At 61.0% G+C, this 21531-nt stretch carries 14 protein-coding genes and 1 pseudogene; 8 read left to right on the top strand and 7 right to left on the bottom strand.

Features of this window, described 5'->3' with window-relative positions; translation table 11 throughout:
* Positions 1–524: 524 nt before the first annotated feature.
* On the bottom strand, positions 525–875 hold the full coding sequence (locus FHR73_RS22840; RefSeq protein ID WP_183632380.1) for a DUF2845 domain-containing protein: 351 nt from the start codon (positions 873–875) through the stop codon (positions 525–527).
* A 215-nt stretch (positions 876–1090) separates the two neighbouring features.
* On the opposite strand from FHR73_RS22840, the pseudogene FHR73_RS15220 reads away from it, so the two are divergent.
* A pseudogene (locus FHR73_RS15220) lies at positions 1091–1204 on the top strand (IS5/IS1182 family transposase); the annotation flags it as partial.
* A 927-nt stretch (positions 1205–2131) separates the two neighbouring features.
* On the opposite strand, the gene FHR73_RS15225 reads toward FHR73_RS15220, so the two are convergent.
* Entirely contained in the window at positions 2132–4792 is a 2661-nt protein-coding gene (locus tag FHR73_RS15225) for a DUF4214 domain-containing protein (RefSeq protein WP_183632382.1), read from the bottom strand.
* A gap of 152 nt (positions 4793–4944) precedes the next feature.
* Positions 4945–6279 carry a DUF4214 domain-containing protein gene (locus tag FHR73_RS15230; protein ID WP_183632384.1) on the bottom strand — a complete coding sequence of 445 codons (1335 nt, stop codon included), beginning with the start codon at positions 6277–6279 and terminating at the stop codon, positions 4945–4947.
* A gap of 222 nt (positions 6280–6501) precedes the next feature.
* On the opposite strand from FHR73_RS15230, the gene FHR73_RS15235 reads away from it, so the two are divergent.
* The 5 genes from FHR73_RS15235 to FHR73_RS15255 are packed head-to-tail and all read left to right on the top strand — an operon-like array spanning position 6502 to position 11757.
* Positions 6502–7491: a GDP-mannose 4,6-dehydratase gene (locus FHR73_RS15235; RefSeq protein WP_017641611.1), complete on the top strand. Its 990-nt coding sequence runs from the start codon at positions 6502–6504 to the stop codon at positions 7489–7491.
* Positions 7484–8455 carry a GDP-mannose 4,6-dehydratase gene (locus FHR73_RS15240; RefSeq protein ID WP_183632386.1) on the top strand — a complete coding sequence of 324 codons (972 nt, stop codon included), beginning with the start codon at positions 7484–7486 and terminating at the stop codon, positions 8453–8455. Before FHR73_RS15235 ends, FHR73_RS15240 begins: the two co-directional genes overlap by 8 nt.
* Positions 8456–8464: 9 nt before the next feature.
* Positions 8465–9244 (top strand): ABC transporter permease, encoded by a 780-nt coding sequence (locus tag FHR73_RS15245; RefSeq protein ID WP_183632388.1) that lies wholly within the window; start codon positions 8465–8467, stop codon positions 9242–9244.
* 12 nt (positions 9245–9256) lie between these two features.
* Positions 9257–10459: an ABC transporter ATP-binding protein gene (locus FHR73_RS15250; RefSeq protein WP_017641614.1), complete on the top strand. Its 1203-nt coding sequence runs from the start codon at positions 9257–9259 to the stop codon at positions 10457–10459.
* A gap of 8 nt (positions 10460–10467) precedes the next feature.
* Entirely contained in the window at positions 10468–11757 is a 1290-nt protein-coding gene (locus FHR73_RS15255; protein ID WP_183632390.1) for a bifunctional 2-polyprenyl-6-hydroxyphenol methylase/3-demethylubiquinol 3-O-methyltransferase UbiG, read from the top strand.
* An 80-nt stretch (positions 11758–11837) separates the two neighbouring features.
* Here FHR73_RS15255 and FHR73_RS15260 read toward each other — a convergent pair whose 3' ends face one another.
* Entirely contained in the window at positions 11838–13652 is a 1815-nt protein-coding gene (locus FHR73_RS15260) for a DUF4214 domain-containing protein (protein ID WP_183632392.1), read from the bottom strand.
* 1088 nt (positions 13653–14740) lie between these two features.
* Here FHR73_RS15260 and FHR73_RS15265 point away from each other — a divergent pair.
* Together FHR73_RS15265 and FHR73_RS15270 are read left to right on the top strand one after the other, a co-directional pair.
* Positions 14741–16423: a DUF4214 domain-containing protein gene (locus FHR73_RS15265; RefSeq protein ID WP_183632394.1), complete on the top strand. Its 1683-nt coding sequence runs from the start codon at positions 14741–14743 to the stop codon at positions 16421–16423.
* A 741-nt stretch (positions 16424–17164) separates the two neighbouring features.
* Positions 17165–18427: a DUF4214 domain-containing protein gene (locus tag FHR73_RS15270; protein WP_183632396.1), complete on the top strand. Its 1263-nt coding sequence runs from the start codon at positions 17165–17167 to the stop codon at positions 18425–18427.
* Between the two features lie 45 nt (positions 18428–18472).
* Here FHR73_RS15270 and FHR73_RS15275 read toward each other — a convergent pair whose 3' ends face one another.
* The 3 genes from FHR73_RS15275 to FHR73_RS15285 form a co-directional block, all read right to left on the bottom strand.
* Positions 18473–19144: a hypothetical protein gene (locus FHR73_RS15275; protein WP_183632398.1), complete on the bottom strand. Its 672-nt coding sequence runs from the start codon at positions 19142–19144 to the stop codon at positions 18473–18475.
* Positions 19145–19328: 184 nt separating this feature from the next.
* Entirely contained in the window at positions 19329–19613 is a 285-nt protein-coding gene (locus FHR73_RS15280; RefSeq protein ID WP_183632400.1) for a DUF3509 domain-containing protein, read from the bottom strand.
* 184 nt (positions 19614–19797) lie between these two features.
* Positions 19798–21237 carry a cellulase family glycosylhydrolase gene (locus FHR73_RS15285; protein WP_183632402.1) on the bottom strand — a complete coding sequence of 480 codons (1440 nt, stop codon included), beginning with the start codon at positions 21235–21237 and terminating at the stop codon, positions 19798–19800.
* Between the last annotated feature and the right edge of the window lie 294 nt (positions 21238–21531).

The raw sequence follows: 21531 nt of genomic DNA on the forward strand, positions 1-21531 counted from the left end.
CGACTCAGACCTAATACGCAACGATCCCCGCACAGAGGCCCACCCACGACCACCCCATAGGCCTGGAAGGCAGAATTTCGGTTGTGCTGGGTAGCCTTCTAACGAGCTATTAGCAAAGGAGATGTAGTAGAAGTAATGAGGGGAGATTTTGCTTCACATATACATAGGGTTTCATTTGCGTTGATGTGACTGAGTGTACTGGTTCGATATCTATGAAGATTTCCTTTATTAAATAAAGACTTAGCGTATTTTAGGTGATTTAAGAAAAATTAAAATTGCTATGCTTTACAACTTCACGCAGGAAATGCACGACTGCACAGTATGAAATACCGTCTTATTAAGTATGGCTTTTTAACGTTGCAAGTCGCAAAACCAACAGCTTCAATTACCGTAAACTCTATAGGTGTGACGAATTTCAGCTTGCAGCATACGTTGGAAATTGTTCAGGCAGCAGGATGACGTGGCTTGCGCCTTTGATATTTAAGGTTGTCAAAGGCGCATTCATTTGTGCATGTGTTTCTGCACTAGGGGTTTTGTGGATAGACATCATTGGTATCGCCTGAACCCATCGGTCGATAGGTGATAATGTTGGCTACATTATCGCCAGAAAACCGAACTTGAGATACGCTTCCATTTCTTGGTCCATAATAAAATAGCACAACTACGACGCTTCTAAGTCTCGGATTATTTGACGAGTCGTTTCCAATCTTAACTTCTCTTTTAAAATCTGGTGAGCCGCACTTTTCTACCACTTCTGACAATGTGTCTCCGACGGAGACTAAACCGCTCGAACATCGCATGCTCGCGCTACTGTTGAGTGGAGTCAAGATAATGAAAAACCCCAAAAGCCGTAAAAAACTGCCTAGCTTTCTCATAAGTTCCTCGCAGGTTCGGAAAATCTAATTATGATTAATTGTAGTGGATTTATATATTTTTGACACACCATGGTTTCCACTAGGTAGTGATAAGGGGAAATTTGAAAGAGCCTACCCAAGTCAGGCGGACTTACTGGACACGGTTGCCGAGATGAGCTCAGGAAGCAGATGCCGACGCTGAGTACGCCGGCAAGCGCAAGCAGACCCGAAAGGGACTGCTCTTGATTGAGATGGATCAGGTAGTGACGGGGCAGGGGTTGATCTGGTTAATCGAGCCGCACTACCCAAAGAGTGAGTACGGTCTGTCCGCCTATGCCTTATACGGCATGCCCTTAGAACCGATTTGCAGCCTACGCTGATGAAAAAGCGGTAGTAGCGGCCTTAGAGAAATCTCTCGCCAAAGCTCATAGGCTTTTCTAGCCGTCACAATCTCATGGACAGCTGAGCGCCACACGAGCGACGCTCAGTTGTCTCCTCCCCTAGGGGTGGCGAGCCTCTGATAGCGCTCTGCGATAGAGCGTCACCATTTCATCGAGTAAATCTCGAGCCATATAGGCCGAAATTCGCTGACGTAGGTCTGTTGGGCTATCCGCGTTGCCCTGATCGTTGGCTAGGCGATCCAACAGGTCGCTGAGCATTGAAGCCCGTATATCCGCATTTGCCTCTGGCGACTCCCGGGTGAACTCAGGTTGTCGTAACGAGGCTGGGCTGACGGGGAAGGGAAGGATCGCACCTTTCGTCTCAGCCATTGTTCACCTCCACCATGGAAGTACAACGTAATGGGCTAGGACAGGGGAGGGCGCGAGCTTAAAAGGAAGACGATGCATGTTCATGCTGCTCCTTGGTTCGGTTAAGGAGCCGCCACCACCGTTGTCACGCGGTATGGAGGCGGACCGTACGGGGGTGACAACCGGGAACCAAGGGAACCGGCCAGGCCGAAACCTGCCCCGCACGGCCCGCCATAAAATGCACGCAGCCGAATGCTTAGCATTGGCTGTGGGCTATTTGGCTACCGCGCCCTTGTTCATCGGGTTGTCACGCCCGGCCACGGGATTGACCGTGACCCGTAAAATTTAACGTTTAGGCCCAGCGACTGCAAATAGTTGGCACGGATCGCGCGCCCGTTTATGCAGTGTCTACTATGGCTTGGCCTTTCCACCTTGTTCGTCCAGCGCATGAGATCTTAGGTGCTGATAGAGCCCCACCTTCTACCTCGACCATTTACTCAACGCAGAAGGTGTGTCTCTTTAGGTTTACTAGAGGGTGTCCATGGACTGCGTAGACTGTCCAACCAGCACGACGCCGGGCGAGCCAATGGAAGCGGCATCGCCGGCCTGAGCGAAGGCCCCGCCCTTGCCGACCGTCGCGCCGACATAGGTCGGTTGAGTCGTCGAAAGCCCGTCCCACACCGCCGAGGCGGCAGCACCCACACCGTAGGCGGCGCCCGCATGTTGACCGTCGCTAAAGGTCATGCCGCTGCCGGCAGGCGCCGTCGTGATCCGGCTGCCGTCACTGGCAAGCACCGCGGTGAAGTCATAGTTGAAGGCCGCCGCGACGTTCCCCAGTTTGTCGAACAGCACCACGGCATCCTCTTTGCCGAGGCCGGGCCCGTCGACGCTGACCACCAAGGTACCACCGCTCAAGCCCCAGGCTGCCTTGAATGCGCTCAGGTTCGCCGTTGCCACATCGGCCACGACCAAGGTCGCGCCGGCGGCCAGGACGGTATTGCCGTTGAGTGTCACCGCGGAGGAGAACTGACCGGCTTCGTCCGTCATGCGCCAGCCGCTGAGATCGATGCTGGTCGAGCCGTAGTTGTACAACTCGAAGAAATCGCCGCCCTTGGCGTTGGAATTGACCTCGGTGATCAGCAGGTCGTAATGAGGTCTGGCGGCAGTCGCAAAGCCGATGTCCGTAGCCGTCACGGCATTGCCCGCATGGTCGACGACCGCGCCCGCCTGCATCTCCAGGTGGTAGCTGCTACTCGCCTGCAACCTGTCCGTCGGCGTCAGGTTGAGGACGTTGAAGTCGACCGTGACACCCGGATCTCCCGCTTTGAAGACCTGAACCACGGTGCCCGCCTGGTCCACCAGTTGGATGTTGCCGCTGCCCAGCGCGATGCCTTCATCGAACGTCAGGCTGATGCGGCTCCCGGTGGGCACATCCTGCGCATCGATCGCTGGACTGCTGGCCACCAGGGTCGGGGCCGCAAGGTCCACGGCTGGCGCGCCCAGGGCGATCAGGTTGCCCTGGAAGTGCTGTTGCGCCGGGTCAAGGTCCTTGGACACCTGGGTCTGCCCTTGCCACAGGGTATCGCCGTTGTCCTGCAGCAGCAGGATCTCGGTGCCCGGTCTGACGCTGGCAGGGGAGGCGATGGACTCGAAGCTGCCCCCGGTGGCGGCCAGCAGGGCATCCAGAGCGTTGTCGAGCTCGACGGGCGCGGCGGCAGGGTCGCCGCTCCAGGTGAACAGCCGGAAGTCGTGCGTCACCACAGCGGAGGCGCTACCCGAGGGACCGGCCAGAATCAGGTAGCCACTGCCATCCAGGGCCCGGTCGATGGAGCGGATGCCCCGCCCGCCCAGATTGAGCTCGATAGCCTCGAAGGTGGGCGTGAGGCTGTTGTCGGCCAGCACGGCTTGATAGTTGGTCACGGCAATCAGCAGCGCCTTGTCGCGCGACCCGGTATCCAGCTGCGGCGCACGAAAACCCAGCCAGAGCTGGCTGTCGTCGGGGGAAGTGGTCAGGCCTTCGATGGAGAAGCCGTTGACGTTTTCGGGGGCGATGCCGGCAGCGGAGGAGACCTTCAGGCCGTAGTAGCCGGCCGGCTTGCCACTGCTGCCACTGGCATCCCAGGCATCGAGTGCTCCGACCAGGCCTTTGTAGGTCTGGATGCCAGCGGTATCGAACACCGGCTTGCCCTGGGCATCGGTGGTCAGCTTCACGGCCAGGATGGCTTCGCGTCCAGGCGCGTCCTTGCCGCTCTTGCTGTTGCTGTGCGAGCCGGTGAGATACAGGGTCCCCTCCGTACCGAGGGTGCCGGTAAAGGTCATGGCTTCGAAATCCAGTTCGTCGCTCAGGCCCAGCACACCACCGTAGTCGAATGCGTCGAGCGCCTGGCCTCCTTGCTGATCGTAGACCCTGAGCACATTGCCCTCGTCATCGCCCACGATGAGGTACTGACCCCAGCGAATGACCCCGGACGCATCCGACGCTCCGGCTTGGGTGCCTGCCTCCGGCGTGAAGGTGAAGACGGCTGGCTGTGGCTCGGTAGGCGCCGGGGAGGGCGCGGTATTGTCGATCAGGCGCTCCGCGGTCCGCGTGACCAGCTCGGTCAGTGACTGCTGTCCCTGTTGCGCCAGGATGTCGTTCAGCTCGGTCAGACTCGGCGACGTGCCACTGACCCCCTGATAGGCGAGACTCAGTTGCGCCTTGGCCAGGGCATGGGTCTGACCTTCCGGCGAACCCGCGAAGGCAGCCAGCACCTCCGCCCGGCTGGTGCCGGCCGCCAGTTGCTGGGTCCAGAACTGCAGACCGTCCGCATCGGCGGGTCGCCCCAGGGCATTCTTATAGGCATCGGTCAGAAATGCCGTTGCCGAGTCCGCAGCCATCGTGGCGAACTCCGGTGACTGCAGGAACGCCTGCTGGATGGCTTCCAGTGACGTGCCATTCTGCAGCGCCTGGGTCCAGTACTGCAGCCCTGCGGCGTCCGGCAGCCGTCCAAAGCTGCTCAGGTAGAGGGCGACGACAGGCACCATGCTGGAGGCCGCTTCGGTCGAGAGCGAAAAACCCGTGGCTACCTGCGCGAGACTGGCATTGCCCTGGTCGACCTGCGCCGTCCAGTAATCGAGTCCCGCAGCATCCGGAGTGCGGCCGAGAATGCTCTGATAGTAGGCACTGATCGTTTCGCGGGTCGTGGGCATGGCGCAGGTCCGTCTGATGACAAGGGAGACGGAGCCTAACGGGCAGGGTGTTGCAGAAAGATTGCAGGGACGGAACGGCTTCTACCTGTTCTGATAGGGGTGGCACCCTCGCCTGGAAGGGGCGAAGGGTGCTTTCCGCTAGGACCTCGGCGCTAGGCCCACTCGTTCTGACCCACTAGCAGGATGAAGCCGTTGCTACCGCTGGTCAGCGCCTGGTTTTCCGTGGAATCGGAAAAGGACTGCAACACATTGGCGCGGCCCAACCCGGTGCCCAGGTCATGCAGCCAGTAGTCGATACCGGCGGTCTCGCCGGTACGACCGAGCACGTTGGCATACAGCTGGGTGACATAGGAGCGATCGTCCGCCGCGGAGAACAGCCCCTTGAACTCGCTCGAGGCGGTGAAGGACTGGGCGATGGTCTGGCTGGTCGTGCCCTTGGCGTGGTCGTACATCCAATAGTCGAGACCCGAGTAGTCCGGCACCCGGTGGAAGGCCGCGTTGTAGAGGCGGGCAATCTGCGCCTGATCGGCGGTCAGGACATAGAGGTTGCGATCGCTGAAGTTGAGCAGGTTGATGTCGTGCAGGTTGAGCGCGAGGTCGCCGCTGTTGCTGGTCAGGCTGACCACGTTGCCGGTGGCCTGCCACTTGTAGGCGCTCGCCGCGTTTTCCAGACGCAGGACATCGCCACCGCCGTAGCCGTAGAGACTGCCGCGATGATCGCCATCCAGGGACAGGCGATCCTGGAAAAAGAACTCGCCGTCCTTACTGCCGCTGTTGACGCCCAGGCCCACCGGTCGCGAGCCGGCAGCGGCCCCGCTGCCGTTGTCGATGCTGGCATTCAGGTACCACTTCCAGTTGCCGGCATCGCCCAGGCTGGCGTAGGTCGACAGGGTGTCGCTGGTATTGCCCGAAGACAGTACGCCGAGCAGGTTGCCACTGCTGTCCAGCAGCGGCCCACCCGAGGCGCCGCTGCCCAGTCCGGTGGAGAATTGATAGGCGGCAACGCCGTCGTAGTGGGTCGCCGTGCCGGTGTCTTCCATGAGACCCGTGCCCCGACCCGGATAGCCGAGCACGGTGCCGGCGAAGGAGGTGGCGCCGCTCAGCATGGGGGTGAGGGTGCCGGTAACCGAGCTCAGGTTGACGTTGAAACCCAGCAGCGTCAGGTCGTTCTGCGCCTCCGCGGGGGAGACTAGGCCATCGCCATTGGCGTCCCAGTTGCCGACCCGGCTCGACCAGTTGTTCGCCAGGTAGGTACCCAGCGGTGCGGACCAGGCGCCGGTGGCGTCATTGACGAAGGCGCCGGGCGCGACCATGACCTGGACGGCGGAGCCGCCATGCGCGGCGTTGTAGACCATGTGATTGGCGGTGAGCACGTCGTTGTCGCCGACCACGCTGCCCGAGCCGCGGAAGGCCGAACCATCGGGAAAGATGGATTCGAGATAGACGATGCTGCTGTAGGGTGCCGAACGGCTGGTGATTTCGCGCATGTCAGGAGAACCTCCCTGTATCTGAGCGGAAATATTCTAACCCCCCACAGCTCACCCTTTCCGGGCATTCGTCGGCCCAGACAACCGCCTGGCATCGGCATTCCGGATGCCAGGCCCTGCCGAGCACCGCACGCTTCCAGCCATATATCTGTGGTAGCATCGCCGGTCTTTTTTGTGTGAGTCGCTCGCACCTCGTCTCATAACTTTCGGAACCGTATCGCGATGGCCCAAAAAACTGCTCTGATCACTGGTATCACTGGCCAGGATGGCGCCTACCTGGCGCAGTTTCTGCTCGGCAAGGGATACAAGGTACTAGGCCTCAACCCCCGGCGTAGCACCTCCGACGTCAACCTGGCACGTCTGGAGTGGTTGGGTATCGCCAAGGACGTCGAGATGATCGACGGTGACCTGCTCGACCTGTCGGGTCTGATCCGCCTGTTCCAGCAATACCAGCCCGACGAGGTGTTCAACCTGGGCGCCCAGTCCTTCGTCAAGACCTCCTGGAACCAGCCGCTGCTGACCGGTCAGGTCAGCGGCATTGGCGCCGTCAACGTGCTCGAAGCGGCCCGCCTGATCAAGCCCGACGCCCGTTGCTACCAGGCATCCACCTCCGAGATGTACGGCCTGATCCAGGAGCCGGAGCAGCGCGAGACCACCCCGTTCTACCCGCGCTCGCCCTATGCGGCCGCCAAGCTCTACGCCCACTGGATGACCGTCAACTACCGCGAGAGCTTCGACCTGTTCTCCTGCAGCGGCATCCTGTTCAACCACGAGTCCCCGCTGCGCGGCCTGGAGTTCGTGACCCGCAAGGTCACCGACGCCGTGGCTCGCATCAAGCTGGGTCTGCAGGACGAACTGCGCCTGGGCAACATCGACGCCAAGCGTGACTGGGGCCATGCCCGCGACTACGTCCAGGCCATGTGGCTGATGCTGCAACAGGACGTCGCCGACGACTACGTCATCGCCACCGGCCGTACCACCACCGTGCGCGACATGTGCCGCATCGCCTTCGACGTGGTCGGCATGGACATGGACAAGCACCTGGTCATCGACCCGGCCTTCTTCCGTCCCGCCGAGGTCGACGTGCTGCTGGGCGATCCGTCCAAGGCCCGCGCCAAGCTGGGCTGGCAGGCCACCACCACCCTCGAAGAGATGATCACCGAGATGGTGGAAGCCGACCTGGCGCGCCTGAAGCCCCTCGCCCGTGCGTGATTTCGCCGGTCAGCCGGTCCTGGTTACCGGCGCCAGCGGCTTCGTCGGCAGCCACTTGCTGCCGGCGCTGGCCGCCGCCTTTCCGGCCGCTGAGCTGCACGGCACCTGCCGTGACGGCTCGCTGCCAAGCCAGGCTCAGGTCGTCGGCCATGCCCTCGACCTGAGCGATACGGCTGCCACCCTGGCACTGGTGCACCAGCTGCAACCGGCCGCCATCGTCAATCTGGCCGCCTTCGCCAGCGTCTCCGGCAGCTTCGCACAGCCCGAGCGCTGCTGGCAGATCAATCTGCACGGTACCCTTAATCTGCTGACCGCCGCCGCTGCCCTCGAGCAGCCCCCGGTGTTCCTGCAGATCGGTTCCGGCGACATGTATGGCGCCAGCTTCAAGCGCCATGCCGAGGTCGACGAGCAGGTGCCCCTGCATCCGCTCAACCCCTATTCCGCGAGCAAGGCCGCTGCCGATCTCGCCGCCGCCCAGTTCGCCGCTACCTCCAAGGTGCGGGTGATCCGCGCGCGACCCTTCAACCACAGCGGCGCGGGTCAGGGTAAGGGCTATGTGCTCACCGACTTCGCCAGCCAGATCGCGGCCATCGAGCGCGGCGAGCAGCCGCCCGTGCTGCGCGTCGGCGACCTCAGCGCCCAGCGCGATTTCCTCGCGGTCCAGGACGTGGTCGCCGCCTATGTGGCGCTGCTGGGGCACAGCGAGGACATCCCCAGCGGCACTGCGCTCAACATCGCCTCCGGCCGTCCGCTGCGTGTCCAGGAATTGCTCGACGCCCTGATCGATCAGGCCGCCTGCCCGATCCAGGTCGAGCAGGATCCCGCGCGCCTGCGCCCGAGCGATATCGCCCGCGCCGTCGGCGATGCCGGCGAACTCCGCCGCCTCACCGGCTGGCAACCCCGCATCGAGCCTTCTGCACTCGTCGCCCAGGTCCTCGCGGACTGGCGCCAATCCGGTTCCTGATCTCTGCCCATGAACTACTCGCTGATCCTCAACTTCACCCGGCAGGATCTGATCGATCGCCATTCCGCGTCGGTGCTCGGCGCGGCCTGGACCTTCATCCTGCCGCTGGTCAACATCCTCATCTTCACCCTGGTGTTCTCCAACATCATGGGCATGCGGCTGGATGCCATGGGGATGCAGTCCCTCGGCCAGTACAGCTACAGCGTCTACCTGGTAACCGGGTTGCTGGCCTGGAACTGCTTCTCCAACACCCTGACCCGCATCACCCAGGTGTTCCACGAGAAGGCCCACCTGCTGGGCAAGGTCCGGTTGTCGCTCTGGTCGCTGCCGCTGTACATCCTGCTCAGCGAGACGGTGCTCTATGCCATCTCCATGGGCTTCTTCGTCGCCTTCCTGGCGATCATCGGCTTCCATTTCCCCGCCACCGTGCTCTGGTGGCCGGTGATCTTTCTCTGCCAGCAACTGCTGGCCTATGCCCTCGGGCTGATCTTCGCCATCCTCAGCGTCTTTCTGCGCGACATCGGCCAGATCGTCGGCGTGGTCATGCAACTGTGGTTCTGGCTGACCCCGGTGGTCTATGTCATCACCATCATGCCCGAGCGCTGGCACCCCTGGTTCGCCGCCAACCCCTTCTATTACATCGTCGAGGCCTACCGCGCCGCCCTGATCCAGGCGAGCCGGCCGGATCTGCTGGCGATCGGCGTTCTGATCCTGGCGGGCGCCGTGCTGCTGGGCCTAGGCATCGTTCTGGGTCGCAAGCTCGAACGCGACATCCGCGACTTCATCTAGCAGGCCTTCGTCATGCTCCGCGTTTCCCATGTACGCAAGGAATTCAAGCTCTATAGCCGCCCGGCGCTGCGCCTGAAGGAAATCCTCTTCCGCCGCAGCTATCACACCCGCCATGTGGCGCTGGAAGACATCAGCTTCGAGGTCCGCAGCGGCGAGACCCTGGGCATCCTTGGTCGCAACGGCGCCGGCAAGTCCACCCTGCTCAAGATCCTCAACGGCGTGCTCTTGCCCGACGGCGGCGAGATCGACATCAAGGGGCGCGTCACCGGCCTGCTCGAACTGGGCACCGGCTTCGACGGCAACCTCACCGGGGTGCAGAACATCCTCGGCAACGGCCTGCTGCTGGGCATGAACCGCGAAGAGATCGAAGCCAAGCGCGCCGCCATCATCGAGTTTTCCGAGCTGGGTCGCTTCATCGACGAGCCCATCCGCACCTATTCCTCCGGCATGGTCATGCGCCTGGCCTTTTCCATCGCCATCCATGCCGATCCGGACATCTTCCTGGTCGATGAAGCCCTGTCGGTGGGCGACGGCCACTTCCAGCAGAAGTGCATGAGGCGCATCAAGGCCTTCCGCGCCTCCGGCGGCTCCATCATCTTCATCTCCCACGACCTCAACGCCATGAAGATGCTTTGCGATCGCTGCATTGTCCTGAGCGAGGGTCGCGTGGTCGCCGACGACACGCCCGAGGCGGCGGTCAACCGCTACAACCAGCTGCTTGGCGCGGACCGCGAAGAGCTGGAAGTGGAAGCCGAGGAAAGCGGCTACGGCACCGGCGAAGCCCGTATCGAATCCGCCGTGCTGCGCGGCGTGAGTTCCGGCAGCGACACCCTGGCCTGCGGCGACGTGGCCCATCTGGACGTCCGCGTCAGTGCCCGCGAGCACCTGCCCGACGCCACCCTGGGCATGATGATCCGTGACCGCTTCGGTCAGGACATCTATGGCACCAACAGCTTCCTGCTCGGTGTGCCCCTGGTGCTGGCCGCCGGCGAAACGCGCGTGCTGCGCTACGAATTCCCCATGCGCCTCGCCCCGGGCAAGTACACCCTGACCCTGGCGCTGCACGAAGGCCCCGACCATACCCGCCACTGCTACCACTGGCGGGACAACTGCATCCGCTTCGAAGTGGCCGGCATCCTGGGCTCGGTCTTCGGTGGTCTCTGCGATCTCTCCGCCGGGTTGCACGACGTGACCCCCGTTTCCCAGCCCGCCTAGGCCCTGCCATGTCCGCTTCCCGTCCCGAACTCGCCCCCTGGTACGCCCTGCTGAACCTGGAGGGCGAGGCGCTGCTGCGCGCGGCCTACCCCTACCTGCTGGGTCGCGAGATCGATCCCGAGGGGCTGGTGCATCATCTGCAGCGCCTGCGCGCCGGTGAAGACAAGCTCGAATTGCTGGCCGGCCTGCGTGATTCCGCCGAGGGCCGTGCCTACGGCGCTCCGGTAGCGGGGCTGCGCGGCGCGCGCCTGCGCCGGCGCTGCCGCCAGTTGCCATTGCTCGGCAGCCTGTTGCGCCGCTGCCCGAATGCCCAGCGCCAGCAGCGCGACGCCGCGCGCAACCTGGCCCTGCATGAACGCCTGGAAGCCCATATCCAGCGCCACGAGCAGCATTACCGAGTGCTCAGCGCCGAACAGCAGGTGCTCGGTGCCCGCCAGGCCACGCCCGATCCGGCCCTGGCCGAATTGCGCGAGCGGCTGCGCCTGGCCGAGAACCTGAACCAGGAACTCCGGGCTCGCCTGACTGCCCTGGAAAGCGCACCCCGCGCGGCGACTTCCCTGCCGTCGCAGGTGCCCGCCAGCCAGACGCCCGCGACGGATGCCGCCGCAGCCCCGGCCAGCAACCTGCCCAGCGGCACCGTGCCCGACAGCTTCTACCTGGCCTTCGAGGATCGCTTCCGCGGCAGCGCCGACGTTATCAACGCCCGGCTGTCCTACTACCTGCCGACCATCGCCGCCAACCCGGCCCTGATCCGCGGGCTGCCGCTGGTGGACATCGGCTGCGGCCGGGGCGAGTGGCTGGCGCTGTTGCCACCTGAGGTAGAGCGCCTGGGCATCGACCTCAATGCCACCAACGTCGAGCTGTGCCGCGCGCGCGGCCTGCCCGCCGAGCACACCGATGCCATCGCCTGGCTGGCCGCCCAGCCGGCCGGCAGCATCGGCGCCGTTTCGGCCTTCCACGTCATCGAGCACCTAGGTTTCGAGCGGCTCAACCAGCTGCTCGACGTCTGCCTCCACGCCCTGGCACCGGGCGGGCTGATCCTCTTCGAAACGCCCAACCCGGAAAACATCGTCACCTCGGCCAACTACTTCTGGACCGACCCCACCCATATCCACCCGCTGCCGCCGGCCTTTACCGAATTCCTGGTGCAGTTCAAGGGCTATGCCCATGTGGAGATCCACAAGGTCAACGCCGTGGAGCCCGAGCACCGCCTGCACGAAGACAGCGAAGTGGCCCGCCACTGCGACCGCTGGTTCTACGGCCCGCAGGACTACGCGGTGATCGCCCAGCGGCCTTGAGGCTGCGCTCTCTTTATATAGCGCCCAATAAAAAGCCCCTGCTCCAGTGATGGAGCAGGGGCTTTTTCACTACCGAAGTGTCAGACGTTCGCGATACCCAGGCCAACGATGCTGTCACCGGCAGCGAAGGGCGTGCCCGCCAGCTTGATCAGCGTATCGTTCTCGACATAGGTGGTACCGCTACCGGTGGTTTCCACATAGGCATAGGTGTCGCCCCCAAAGAGGAAGACGCTCAGGCCGTTGTCGGTCGTTGCCCCGTTGGCGGCAGTATTCAGCGCATCCGCCAGGCTGCCTGCGGTCGACAGGTCCTGAACGGTTGCCTTGTCGGACGCCACGACCGTGGCGCCTCTCAGGGTGATGGTGTCTGCCGCGCCGGCATTGGCCCCGGTGGCCGCTCGGTAGTCGGTGATGGTATCCAGTGCGCCGAAGGTCGAGATGCCATTCGGGCCAAAGACGAAGTTATCGGCACCTGCGCCCCCGGTCAGGGTATCCGCACCCTTGCCACTGTTCAGGGTGTCATCCCCCGAGCCCCCTTTAATGATCAGGATGCCATCGGCTTCCGCGCTCCCATCGATCGTCACCGAGCTGGTGACGGCCGACGCATCGATGGTCAGCGTCTTGCCCGCGGCTACCGTCTGATCCACCAGCGTCAGGGCGTTATCGTCCACGTCCGCCAGGGTAAGAGTGATGTCGTTGGCCAGCACCACGTTATCCAGGGCGCCAGCGGTGAGCGCGTCGGTCAGGGTCACGCTGTTCAGGGTGGTAGCCGACAGCTCCGTTCCCGTGGTGATGGCGCTCAGTACGCCCTGCACAGCGGTCAGTTCACCGCTGATCGCCGTCAGAGCGTCGGCGCTGATCTTGCCGGTCGTCGCGGTATCGAGGCTGACCAGATCGGCAGCATTGGCCGTGGTATCGGTCAGGTCAACGGCCACACCCTCGGCATGAATAAAGGAAGTGGCGTCTGCGCTCAGCAGCGCCTTGGCCTGGTCGAGGCTCGCTTCGGTAATGACGGTAACCTTGGAGGCATCGAGCACACCTGAGGTGGCTGCATTCAGCTCGGTCAGGGCCGCAGCAGTCAGCGGGCCGTCGTCCGTAAGGGCGACGGTGCCTGCGCCGGGGAAGTTGATAGCGGCAGCATCGGCACTGGCGATGCTCAAGGTAGTACCGGCCGGCACCGTGATGCCGTTGATGGTGCCTGTCACCGTGGAAGAGCTGCCATCGCTGGTAAAGACGAAGCCGCCATTTTCTTGAGCGACCGTCAGGGCTGCGCCCGGGTTGTCGAAAGTCACGACGCCGTCCTGGCCCAGAGTGGCAGCGAATACCGGAGTCGGCTCGGGTTCAGGTGTCGGAGTGGTATCAGTGCCCGTGGCCTGGGCTACTGCGGCTGCAACTGCCGTGTCGAGGTTGGCCAGGGAGGCATCACTTGCATCAATGCTATTGAGGAAGTCGCGGCCCACGGCCAGCGCATCCGCATCGCTATAACCGGTCGCGCCACTGGCTGCGACGCTGGCGGTGAAGGCATTGGCAGCGGTGAGCTTGTTGCTGGCCGCCGTGATGTCGTTGTCTTGGGCGCCCAGTAGGATCGCCAGGGCCGCCTGGGCCGGATCGACGGCGCCGCTTTGGATCTGCTCTTGCCAATAGGTCACGCCGGCATCGTCGGCCTCGCGCTTGAACAGATTGGTGTAGATGGCGCTGATTGCCTGATTGGTGCTCATTTCGCCGTACAGAGCTGCGGACTCTTCCGAAGCGGCAAAGCCGGAGAGCACTAGCGACAGATCACCGCCCTGGCTATCGACCTGATCGGCCCAGTAGGCCAGACCCGCCGGGTCAGCCGGACGACCCAGGTAGGCGAGATAGATCTGTTGGATTTGATTCGTGTAATCCGAAGCGGCCATAGCTTTCATCCCTCTAGAAAATTGAGCGAAGTGCCCAGGGACTGTGAAACCTATCACGCTTAAATAGACATACCATTCACAATTGTTGCGCTAAATGAAAAAAGCTGAAGGTGGCAAAGTGCCTTTTATATGAAAAGTGGTCTGGAAAGAGGATTAAACGCTTCGCTCGTTTCGCCAGCGGTAAAGATGGTCGGAGCCTCATCCAGGCTTCCGTTAGCTGCAAGTCAGTGCAGCTAGTGGGATGCAGAAGCAGCCCCACTCCCCGTAGGTTGGCGCTGAGCGCAGCGAAGCCCAACGTGCCGAGGCTGCAGCGCTTCTGTTGCTGCTTTTTCCAAATGGCTGCTTTGGAACAGGAAGAAAAGCAGTCGCATAAGAAGCAGGTCGGCAGGTACAGGTAGCGACGTTTTGATAGCTAGGTCAGGCTAAAAACTGATCAAAGCCGTCTTCCTATGCAGTGCGGAAGCTAGATGGCAGCGAAAAGTTTGACTAGCTAATAGCGGCATCTGGCCAGCTTTTAGCGGGTTTTGAGCGCTTTTCACGCGCCTATCGCTTTCCCAGGCATGACCGTTCGTCCGCCCGTAGACGCGACCATTGGTTAGGTGAGAAGAAAAGCATGGATGGCAGGCGGTCGTAAAAGTGGAGCGAATGGTCCAGGCCCGGAAGTGGCCTGAACAATGAGCGGCGTCAGATTTATGGCTTTTTACGGGGGTTTGTGTCCGTTAAACGACGATTCCCATGGCTATGTCAGCAGGTCTGGAACTTTAACTGCTATATCAGCGCGTTCCAGGCGGTGTCGACCCAATGGGTCTCGGTACGATGAATCCGTCTGAGCAAAGCGTGAAAGGCTCTGAAGAAACGCTTGTTCCCGTCACAAAGGTCTGTGTAGGATTGCCGCCGATACCGCTGCTTTGTACGACGAACGCACATCCTGGATGTGAACCTCTTTACAAAGCCGATATCGAAACGAAACCCATCATGGGGGCTTCGCCCCAGCAGTTGGGGTGAGGCGACAGGCCGGTGCTGACGGGCACCATCCAGTGACGGAAGGCCTGGAGTCGAATTCGACAAATCTTAGGAGATGCAAGGAAATGGCTGTTACCACTACTCAAGTTCAGCAACTGTACCTGGCCTACTTCGGTCGTCCCGCCGAACAAGCCGGTCTGTCCTACTGGACCGCTCAGGCTAATGCCAACCTCACCGACGTGAGCGCAGCCTTCGCACAACAGCAGGAATACACCAGCGTATACGGCAGCCTGACTCGTTCGCAGACTATCGATACCCTGTATCAAAACCTGTTCAATCGTTCCGCTGCTAGCAATGAGCTGAACTACTGGCTGAACAGCACTGACGTCAGCATCTCTAACTTGGCTCTGGCCCTGACAAACGGCGCAACTGGCACTGATCGTCTGGTTCTGGATACCAAGGCTCAGTATGCCGCTACCGTTACTGCCAATGCCGGCGCTTCTGCTAGCTCCAGCTCGGTAGCTACTACCTACACTTCTGCTGCTACTACTTCTACCGTAGTAAATGGCACCACCTACACTTCGCTGGCTAACTATTTGGCCGCTAGCTCCAGCAACAACGCTGCTGCTTTCTACGCTGCTGCTAACACTGCTGCTAAAGCTGCTGTTGCACCTGTACTGACTGACGCTTCTGCTGCTTCCGTAAACGTTAGCTTCGGTGGCCTGACTGCCGGTACTGTTGCTCTGAATTCCCTGGGTGGCACTCACGAAGTTGTTCTGCCGGCTACCGGTAACTTGGTAACCAATCTGAGCATCAACGGCACTGTCGATGGTCTGAACGGTACTACCGCCGCCGCCTCCGTTGTAAACATTACTGAAACTCCCACCAGCGGCACTGACATCGTTACTTCGCTGAATGTCAATGTTTCCAGCTCGGCAACCGGCTCTACTCCGGCTGGCCTGACTCTGGGCGTTAGCACTCTGTCCGCTCTGACTTCGATTGATGCCAGCGCTTCCAGCACTGGTCTGACCATCGTTGCTGGTGCTCTGGACTCGCTGACTAGCCTCAAAACTGGTTCCGGCGCTGACGTAGTAACCGTCAACACCGCACTGGAAGCTGGTTCTACCCTGACCGCTGCCTCTGCTCTGACCGTTGATACTGGTGCTGGTAACGATACCGTTAACGGTACCGTTGGTACCGCCGCCCTGACCATTAACAGTGGCGCTGGTGTAGACACCCTGAACCTGGTTACTACCGGCCAGGCCGCTCTGACTGTAAACGCTGGTGCTGGCAACGACGTTGTCAATCTGTCGGCTACTGCCACTGCAGGTGTTACCGCTGCTCACGTTACCTCCATTACTCTGGGTGACGGCAACGACACTCTGAACGTGACCAGCCTGGCTAACCTGAACGGTACCTTTACCACTGGTACTGCTGCTCAGATTACTGCTGCTAACACTGCTATTGCTGAAGACCTGGTCAAGGTTACCGATTTCTCCGGTACTCAGGACAAGATGGTTCTCACCACCGGTGGTGCAACTTTCGTAGCTCTGGACAACACCCAGGCTGGCAATGTTCAAGGTGCTGCTACCCTGGCAGAAGCTGCTGCTGCAGCTGCTTCCATCATCGGTAGTGCAACCTTCAACGGCCAAACTGCTGCTGCTGCCCACTCGACTTCGTTCGTCTTCGGTGGCAACACTTATGTGTTTGTCAACGATGCCAACACTGTCGTAGGCAATGGCGACGGCCTGATCGAGCTGACCGGCTACACCGGCGGCCTGAGCGCAGCCAACTTCGCTACTGCCTAACCGCACTAGTGTTGTGAAAGCGGGGAGCCTAGGCTCCCCGCTTTTTTTTGCCTTAAATATTGCTGCCGACCGGACGCTTAAATTGGCGCGTAGGCTTCAGAGCGGCTGCGCTCATTAATGTTTTGCACGCCTCCACATTCAAAGTGATGGATAGCTCACGTCTAATTGCTTCGGCCCGATATAAATATTGGACGAGGTCTTACCAAGCTCGATCGCTAACCTACTTATCGATAGGCTATTGTGCGAGCCGTTGTATTCAACACTCAGATTTATAAATTTCGTCATCGCTTAGCTCTTCAGCAAAAGGGTGATGCGTACAGGCGGTCCCCATTACTGATTCTGGCTAATCTGAATCCATTGAGCTCCCGGATGGCGTGGGCTGCAGCCACCTAGCTGCGGCATTCTGATGGTTGACAACGCACTGCTTTTCGTCGGTTGTCATTGCAATTTAATCTCTCAGCCCCCAATTCTTAATAAATTCGTTAAATGGATAGCAAACCTTGGCGCGAGCGCCGTTCCCGGATTGAACGCCTGGTCAGTTTCCGGTTTCCTATCGCCGATAACGAGGCGCCCATGAGCCTTCGACCTTCCTTGCATCTCCTTGAGGCCAACCCGGACGCGGCGCGGCCTTTTCTTTTGCCTGTCAAAATGTGAACTCCGTATCGTTTTCTCGCCCGGCTTGCTATACAGGCAGGCTAGCGGTAGCTGCCATGGGGGCGGCTGCTTCAGGGAGGAAACACGATGGCTACCGGAGATATTCGAATCGATGCGCTGCTGGAGCCGGGGCGAATCAGCCTGGCCTACAACCACCAGCCCGGCACGGGTGCGGTCATCAGCTACAGCTTTCTGCGTCAGGGTCCAAGCGACTATGCGGTAGATGACTTTCGCATGCTTGATGCCGGTCAGCAGGCTGCCGTGCGATCTGCCCTGGCAGAGATATCCATTCAAATTGGCGTGACCTTTCAAGAAGTAGAGCAGGGCGGCTTGCTGCAGTACGGGCTCTATTCCGGGCGCGCGGGTGTACCCAAATCACCGAACCACAATGCTGAGTCTTATACCCGCGATGGCGGTAGCGTCGTCTGGTTCAATTGGCTGGTTCCAGATGCCGCTGATCTCGGCAGTGGCTATGGGCGCCAACTGCTGATTCATGAGACTGGCCATACGCTTGGACTTAAGCATCCAGGCGAATACAGCCAGTACGACAAGGGACCTTATCTGCCTATCGAGCTGGCGACAGCAGCGAATACCGTCATGGCCTATAACGGTGGCGACACCGAACATTTCGGCGCCTTCGATATTCTGTCGCTGCAGTATCTCTATGGCTTGCCAGGCAATCCGGCGCCTGCCTCCGTGGCCTTGACCGCTAACCAGTCGACGACCTACGGAAGCTATTTCAATGACGTCATCAGCTACGACTGGCACGGCTATACCGGTCCTTACTCCCCGCTCGTAAATGGTCTGACAGGGCATGACGAACTGACGATCAATGCCTCCTACAAGGGCGCCTCCATCAAGTCCGGGCAGACCTATGTGCTGTACAACAAGGACGCTGGCAACTTTGGTGCGGTCTATTTGCAGAGCGTTGAGCGAGTACATTTCACTGACCACAGCCTGGCCCTGGATACCGACGGCGTAGCCGGCCAGGCCTATCGCCTCTACCAGGCGGCCTTCGACCGCACGCCCGATAAACCCGGTTTGGGCTATTGGATCGACAAGATGGATACCGGCGCCAGTCTGTATGAGGTGGCCGCAGGCTTCGTCGCCAGCAGCGAATTTCAAACGCTCAACGGCACCTCGCCTGCGCCTCAGGCGCTGGTCGCCAGCCTCTATGGCCATGTACTGGGCCGCACCGCCGAACAAGCCGGGCTGGATTATTGGACGTCCCAGCTGCAGAGCGGCGCGCTGGACACGGCGGGTTTACTGGCCAGCCTGTCGGAGTCAGCGGAGAACCGGGTGCTGGTCTCCGGGCAGATCGCCCAGGGGATTGAATACCAGCATGTATAAGACGCACACCGCTCGCACAGGTTGTGCGAGCGGTGATAGTTGGGCTTATACGAAGTTCTTGAAGCCCGAACCGAAGGACGTGACATCCAGCGCCACATCGTCGCTCATGCTGATGTGGCCTTCGTCTTCTAATGAAGAAACATAGCCCCTTAACCAGAAATGGCGCTTCGCCGCAGCAAGGTGGTAGCCACTGTTTTCTTCACGTCCGCCAAGACGCTGCGGCGCTTCGTAGAATGTTGCCCGTTGACGGGCACAGATGGTAACAACCAGATGCGCCATCAGCGGCAATTCGGGCATCAAATAATCGTGGATGTAAGGCCAGTGATCTTTGTCGGTTTCACTTGCTTGCCATCCCTTTTCCTTGCGTACTTCTTTCAAATTCGCATAGGGATGTGAGTGGAAGGAGCCCACCAGATCCAACTGCGGCCAGTATCGGCGGAAGAAGTCACGTTTGGCGATAATAGATTCAAGGTTTGGGGTTACCGAATCTTGGCGCCGATCAGCAGAAAGCTCCACTGTGGCAGTAGTGCAAACAACCCTAGCAGGGCGCTGATCGAAGGCGGGCACGCAGTAACCCCACAGAAGGCCATAGGTTTCGATCTGGCCTAGGGCATCCTTCTTACGGCTACCGCGCTCGCGATCAAACTCATAAGCTTCGATGGCTGAGGTCAGCAGCTGGGGGGTTACCGCGTCTTCGACAATAATATGCGTGGTCATGAAAACATCCTTGTGGTGGGATGCTTTCGAATCGGCCTGGCTACCTGTTTCTTGAGTAAGATTGAAGCGCCTCGGTTAGCCAAAAATCCTCGATGCGGAAAATCCAGGTTCGCTCAAGGATCAGTCTGGTCGATCAGCAGATTCTTCCAATGCGCGTTGGTAGGAAGAATCTGGATCGAAGGGATTAGTCCCCGTACCGCCGAATCCGCGCGCCGCGGCGTTGCAGGTCGGAGGTGCAGGCGGTGTCCAGGGTGCCGCCGCAATTGGCCAGGTCGCGGCGCACGTCCTTGACCACGGTGGCCAAGCGGTCCGGGCAATTCAGTTCGGTCAGGGGGATGACCTTGGTCATGGAACTGCCGCCCTGGCTGTCCTTGACGGTGAGCAGCAGGCTGCGGTCGGCGGGGCGCTGGGTGACCTGGCAGCTATGGGGTTCGAGGGCGGTGACGAGGCGGTCGATGGCGTCTTGCATGCGGGATCCTCCTTGAATCGGCACGTGCCGGGGAGGAGGGTAGAGGCCCATCCCACGCAAAGGTTCAGCCGCTCTGAGACGGTCCTTTGCTTCCACGCGCGTCTGCGCCTGTCCTCGGGGCGGCATCCATGCCGCGTTCGGAGGGGCCCAACAAGGCGAGCCGCATCCGACGCGCCTTGCTCCATCACTTCATATTGCTGAAGGCCGCCGAGGTGCGGGCGTCGAAGTTGCTCTTGTCACTGTCGCCGAGGCCGCGCACCATGGCCAGCACCAGGGTCTGCGGCTTGACGTTGCCGTTGTTCAACTCACCCACCCAGTAGTTGAGGCCTGCCGTTTCGGCGCTGCGGCCGATGACGTTGGTGTAGACCTTGCTGACCAGCGCCGCATTGCTCAGGCCCTGATACTGGCCGCGGTATTCGGGGCTTTCGGTAAAGCTGGCAGCGATCTGGCCGACGTTCATCTCGCCAGAGGCGACGCGGTTGGCCCAGTACTGCAGGCCGGCCAGATCCGAGGCGCGACCCATGTAGGCCAGGTACAGCTGCTGGATGCCGTTGAGGTCAGCCTGGGTCGCGCTCTTGGGCGCCTGGGCGCCTGGGCCGAAGCTGCTGCAGCTGCTGCCGTCCAGGTACTTGGCCAGGGTCGGCCACTGCGGGCGGGTCTGGCCGTTCACCGGCTCCACCGACATGTTGTAGTTGGCCCAGCCCGGACCGGCCGCCCAGTAGGTGGCCGGGATGCAGTTCTGCTTCAGGTAGGCGAGCATGTTGTCCATGATCACGTTCCAGCGCGGATCGCTGTCCGGTATGCCGAACTCGCCGATGAAGCCGCGCTTGCCGTTCTTTTTCAGCCATTCCACGAAGGGCCGAACTCGCTGCACGCCATAGTCGTCCGCATAGGCGGCCGCGCTGGTGTTGGAATAGTTGCCGCCACCGCCGTCACCGTCGAAATAGGTGTGGGCTTCGAAGATCAGGTTGTTGGCCGGATCGCGCAGGGCGAGCAGCGAATCGTTCCACTGCGGCCAGCGGGTGGCCTCGGCCCAGCCGTTGCCCTCGATGAAGATGGGTCGCACGTTGTCCACGCTGCGCACGCCGTTGATGCCGTACTGGGCAGCCACGGGCCACTGGGCGGTGGCGTCGTGGGGCTCGTTCATGATGTCGTAGCCATAGAGCGACGTCTGGCTGCTCCAACGCTGGGCGATGTGGGTCAGCACATCCTGATAGTGGTTGTAGCCGACGCTGCCGGTACCGATCACGGTCCCGCGGTATCTCATGTAGTTGTGCAGATCCAGGATGATCTTGATGCCGTGATTCTGCGCATAGAGGAAGGTGCGATCGATCAGCCCGGCATAGGTCGGATCGAAGGCGCCGCCCAGGCTGGGCTGCAGGCGTTCCCAGATGATCGGGAAGCGGACCAGCTTGACGCCGCGCGCACTCCATTGCTGGAAGTAGGCTTCCACCGGAAAAATGTAGTTGCGCTCGTTCAGGCCCGGCAGCACCTGGCTAGCGAAGCCGGCGCCGGAAAGGTTGAGGCCGACCAGCTCCACGGCGCGCGCGGGGGCGGCAGTGCCCAGCAGGGCGCTCAGGGTCAGGATGCCGCCCAGGGCGGCCAGGGTTTTGCGAAGGGTCATGAGGGTACCGGGATAGGTGCTGCCGCCGAGCTCCTGCCCGGCCTGCCAACTACAAAATTCTGGCGACTGTCCTCAGCCAAGATTTGGCGCTTTCTTGACGCTTACCGGCCCAGTTTCAAATCTTGTGCCAGGGCTCAATCGATTCGTCTCTCCTCGCTGATTCGGCCAGGCCCTGGTTTTCTTGACCCCCAATCGCCAGGGCGCCGACGAGGTGTCGGGTGTGGGAGAGGGCGGAGACGTTCATCCAGGGCGCCCGAGCGGGTATCCTTGCCGTCTTCTCGCGATGGCCTGGCC

Origin of the sequence: Pseudomonas sp. AS2.8 (genome assembly GCF_014190935.1) — a bacterium.
Taxonomy (GTDB): Bacteria; Pseudomonadota; Gammaproteobacteria; order Pseudomonadales; family Pseudomonadaceae; genus Chryseomonas.

Coding starts and splice junctions, on each gene's coding strand:
- FHR73_RS15255 (WP_183632390.1), top strand. CDS start 10,468: ATGTCCGCTTCCCGTCCCGAACTCGCCCCCTGGTACGCCCTGCTGAAC.
- FHR73_RS15250 (WP_017641614.1), top strand. CDS start 9,257: ATGCTCCGCGTTTCCCATGTACGCAAGGAATTCAAGCTCTATAGCCGC.
- FHR73_RS15280 (WP_183632400.1), bottom strand. CDS start 19,613: ATGCAAGACGCCATCGACCGCCTCGTCACCGCCCTCGAACCCCATAGC.
- FHR73_RS15230 (WP_183632384.1), bottom strand. CDS start 6,279: ATGCGCGAAATCACCAGCCGTTCGGCACCCTACAGCAGCATCGTCTAT.
- FHR73_RS22840 (WP_183632380.1), bottom strand. CDS start 875: ATGAGAAAGCTAGGCAGTTTTTTACGGCTTTTGGGGTTTTTCATTATC.
- FHR73_RS15265 (WP_183632394.1), top strand. CDS start 14,741: ATGGCTGTTACCACTACTCAAGTTCAGCAACTGTACCTGGCCTACTTC.
- FHR73_RS15270 (WP_183632396.1), top strand. CDS start 17,165: ATGGCTACCGGAGATATTCGAATCGATGCGCTGCTGGAGCCGGGGCGA.
- FHR73_RS15225 (WP_183632382.1), bottom strand. CDS start 4,792: ATGCCCACGACCCGCGAAACGATCAGTGCCTACTATCAGAGCATTCTC.
- FHR73_RS15285 (WP_183632402.1), bottom strand. CDS start 21,237: ATGACCCTTCGCAAAACCCTGGCCGCCCTGGGCGGCATCCTGACCCTG.
- FHR73_RS15235 (WP_017641611.1), top strand. CDS start 6,502: ATGGCCCAAAAAACTGCTCTGATCACTGGTATCACTGGCCAGGATGGC.
- FHR73_RS15260 (WP_183632392.1), bottom strand. CDS start 13,652: ATGGCCGCTTCGGATTACACGAATCAAATCCAACAGATCTATCTCGCC.
- FHR73_RS15275 (WP_183632398.1), bottom strand. CDS start 19,144: ATGACCACGCATATTATTGTCGAAGACGCGGTAACCCCCCAGCTGCTG.
- FHR73_RS15245 (WP_183632388.1), top strand. CDS start 8,465: ATGAACTACTCGCTGATCCTCAACTTCACCCGGCAGGATCTGATCGAT.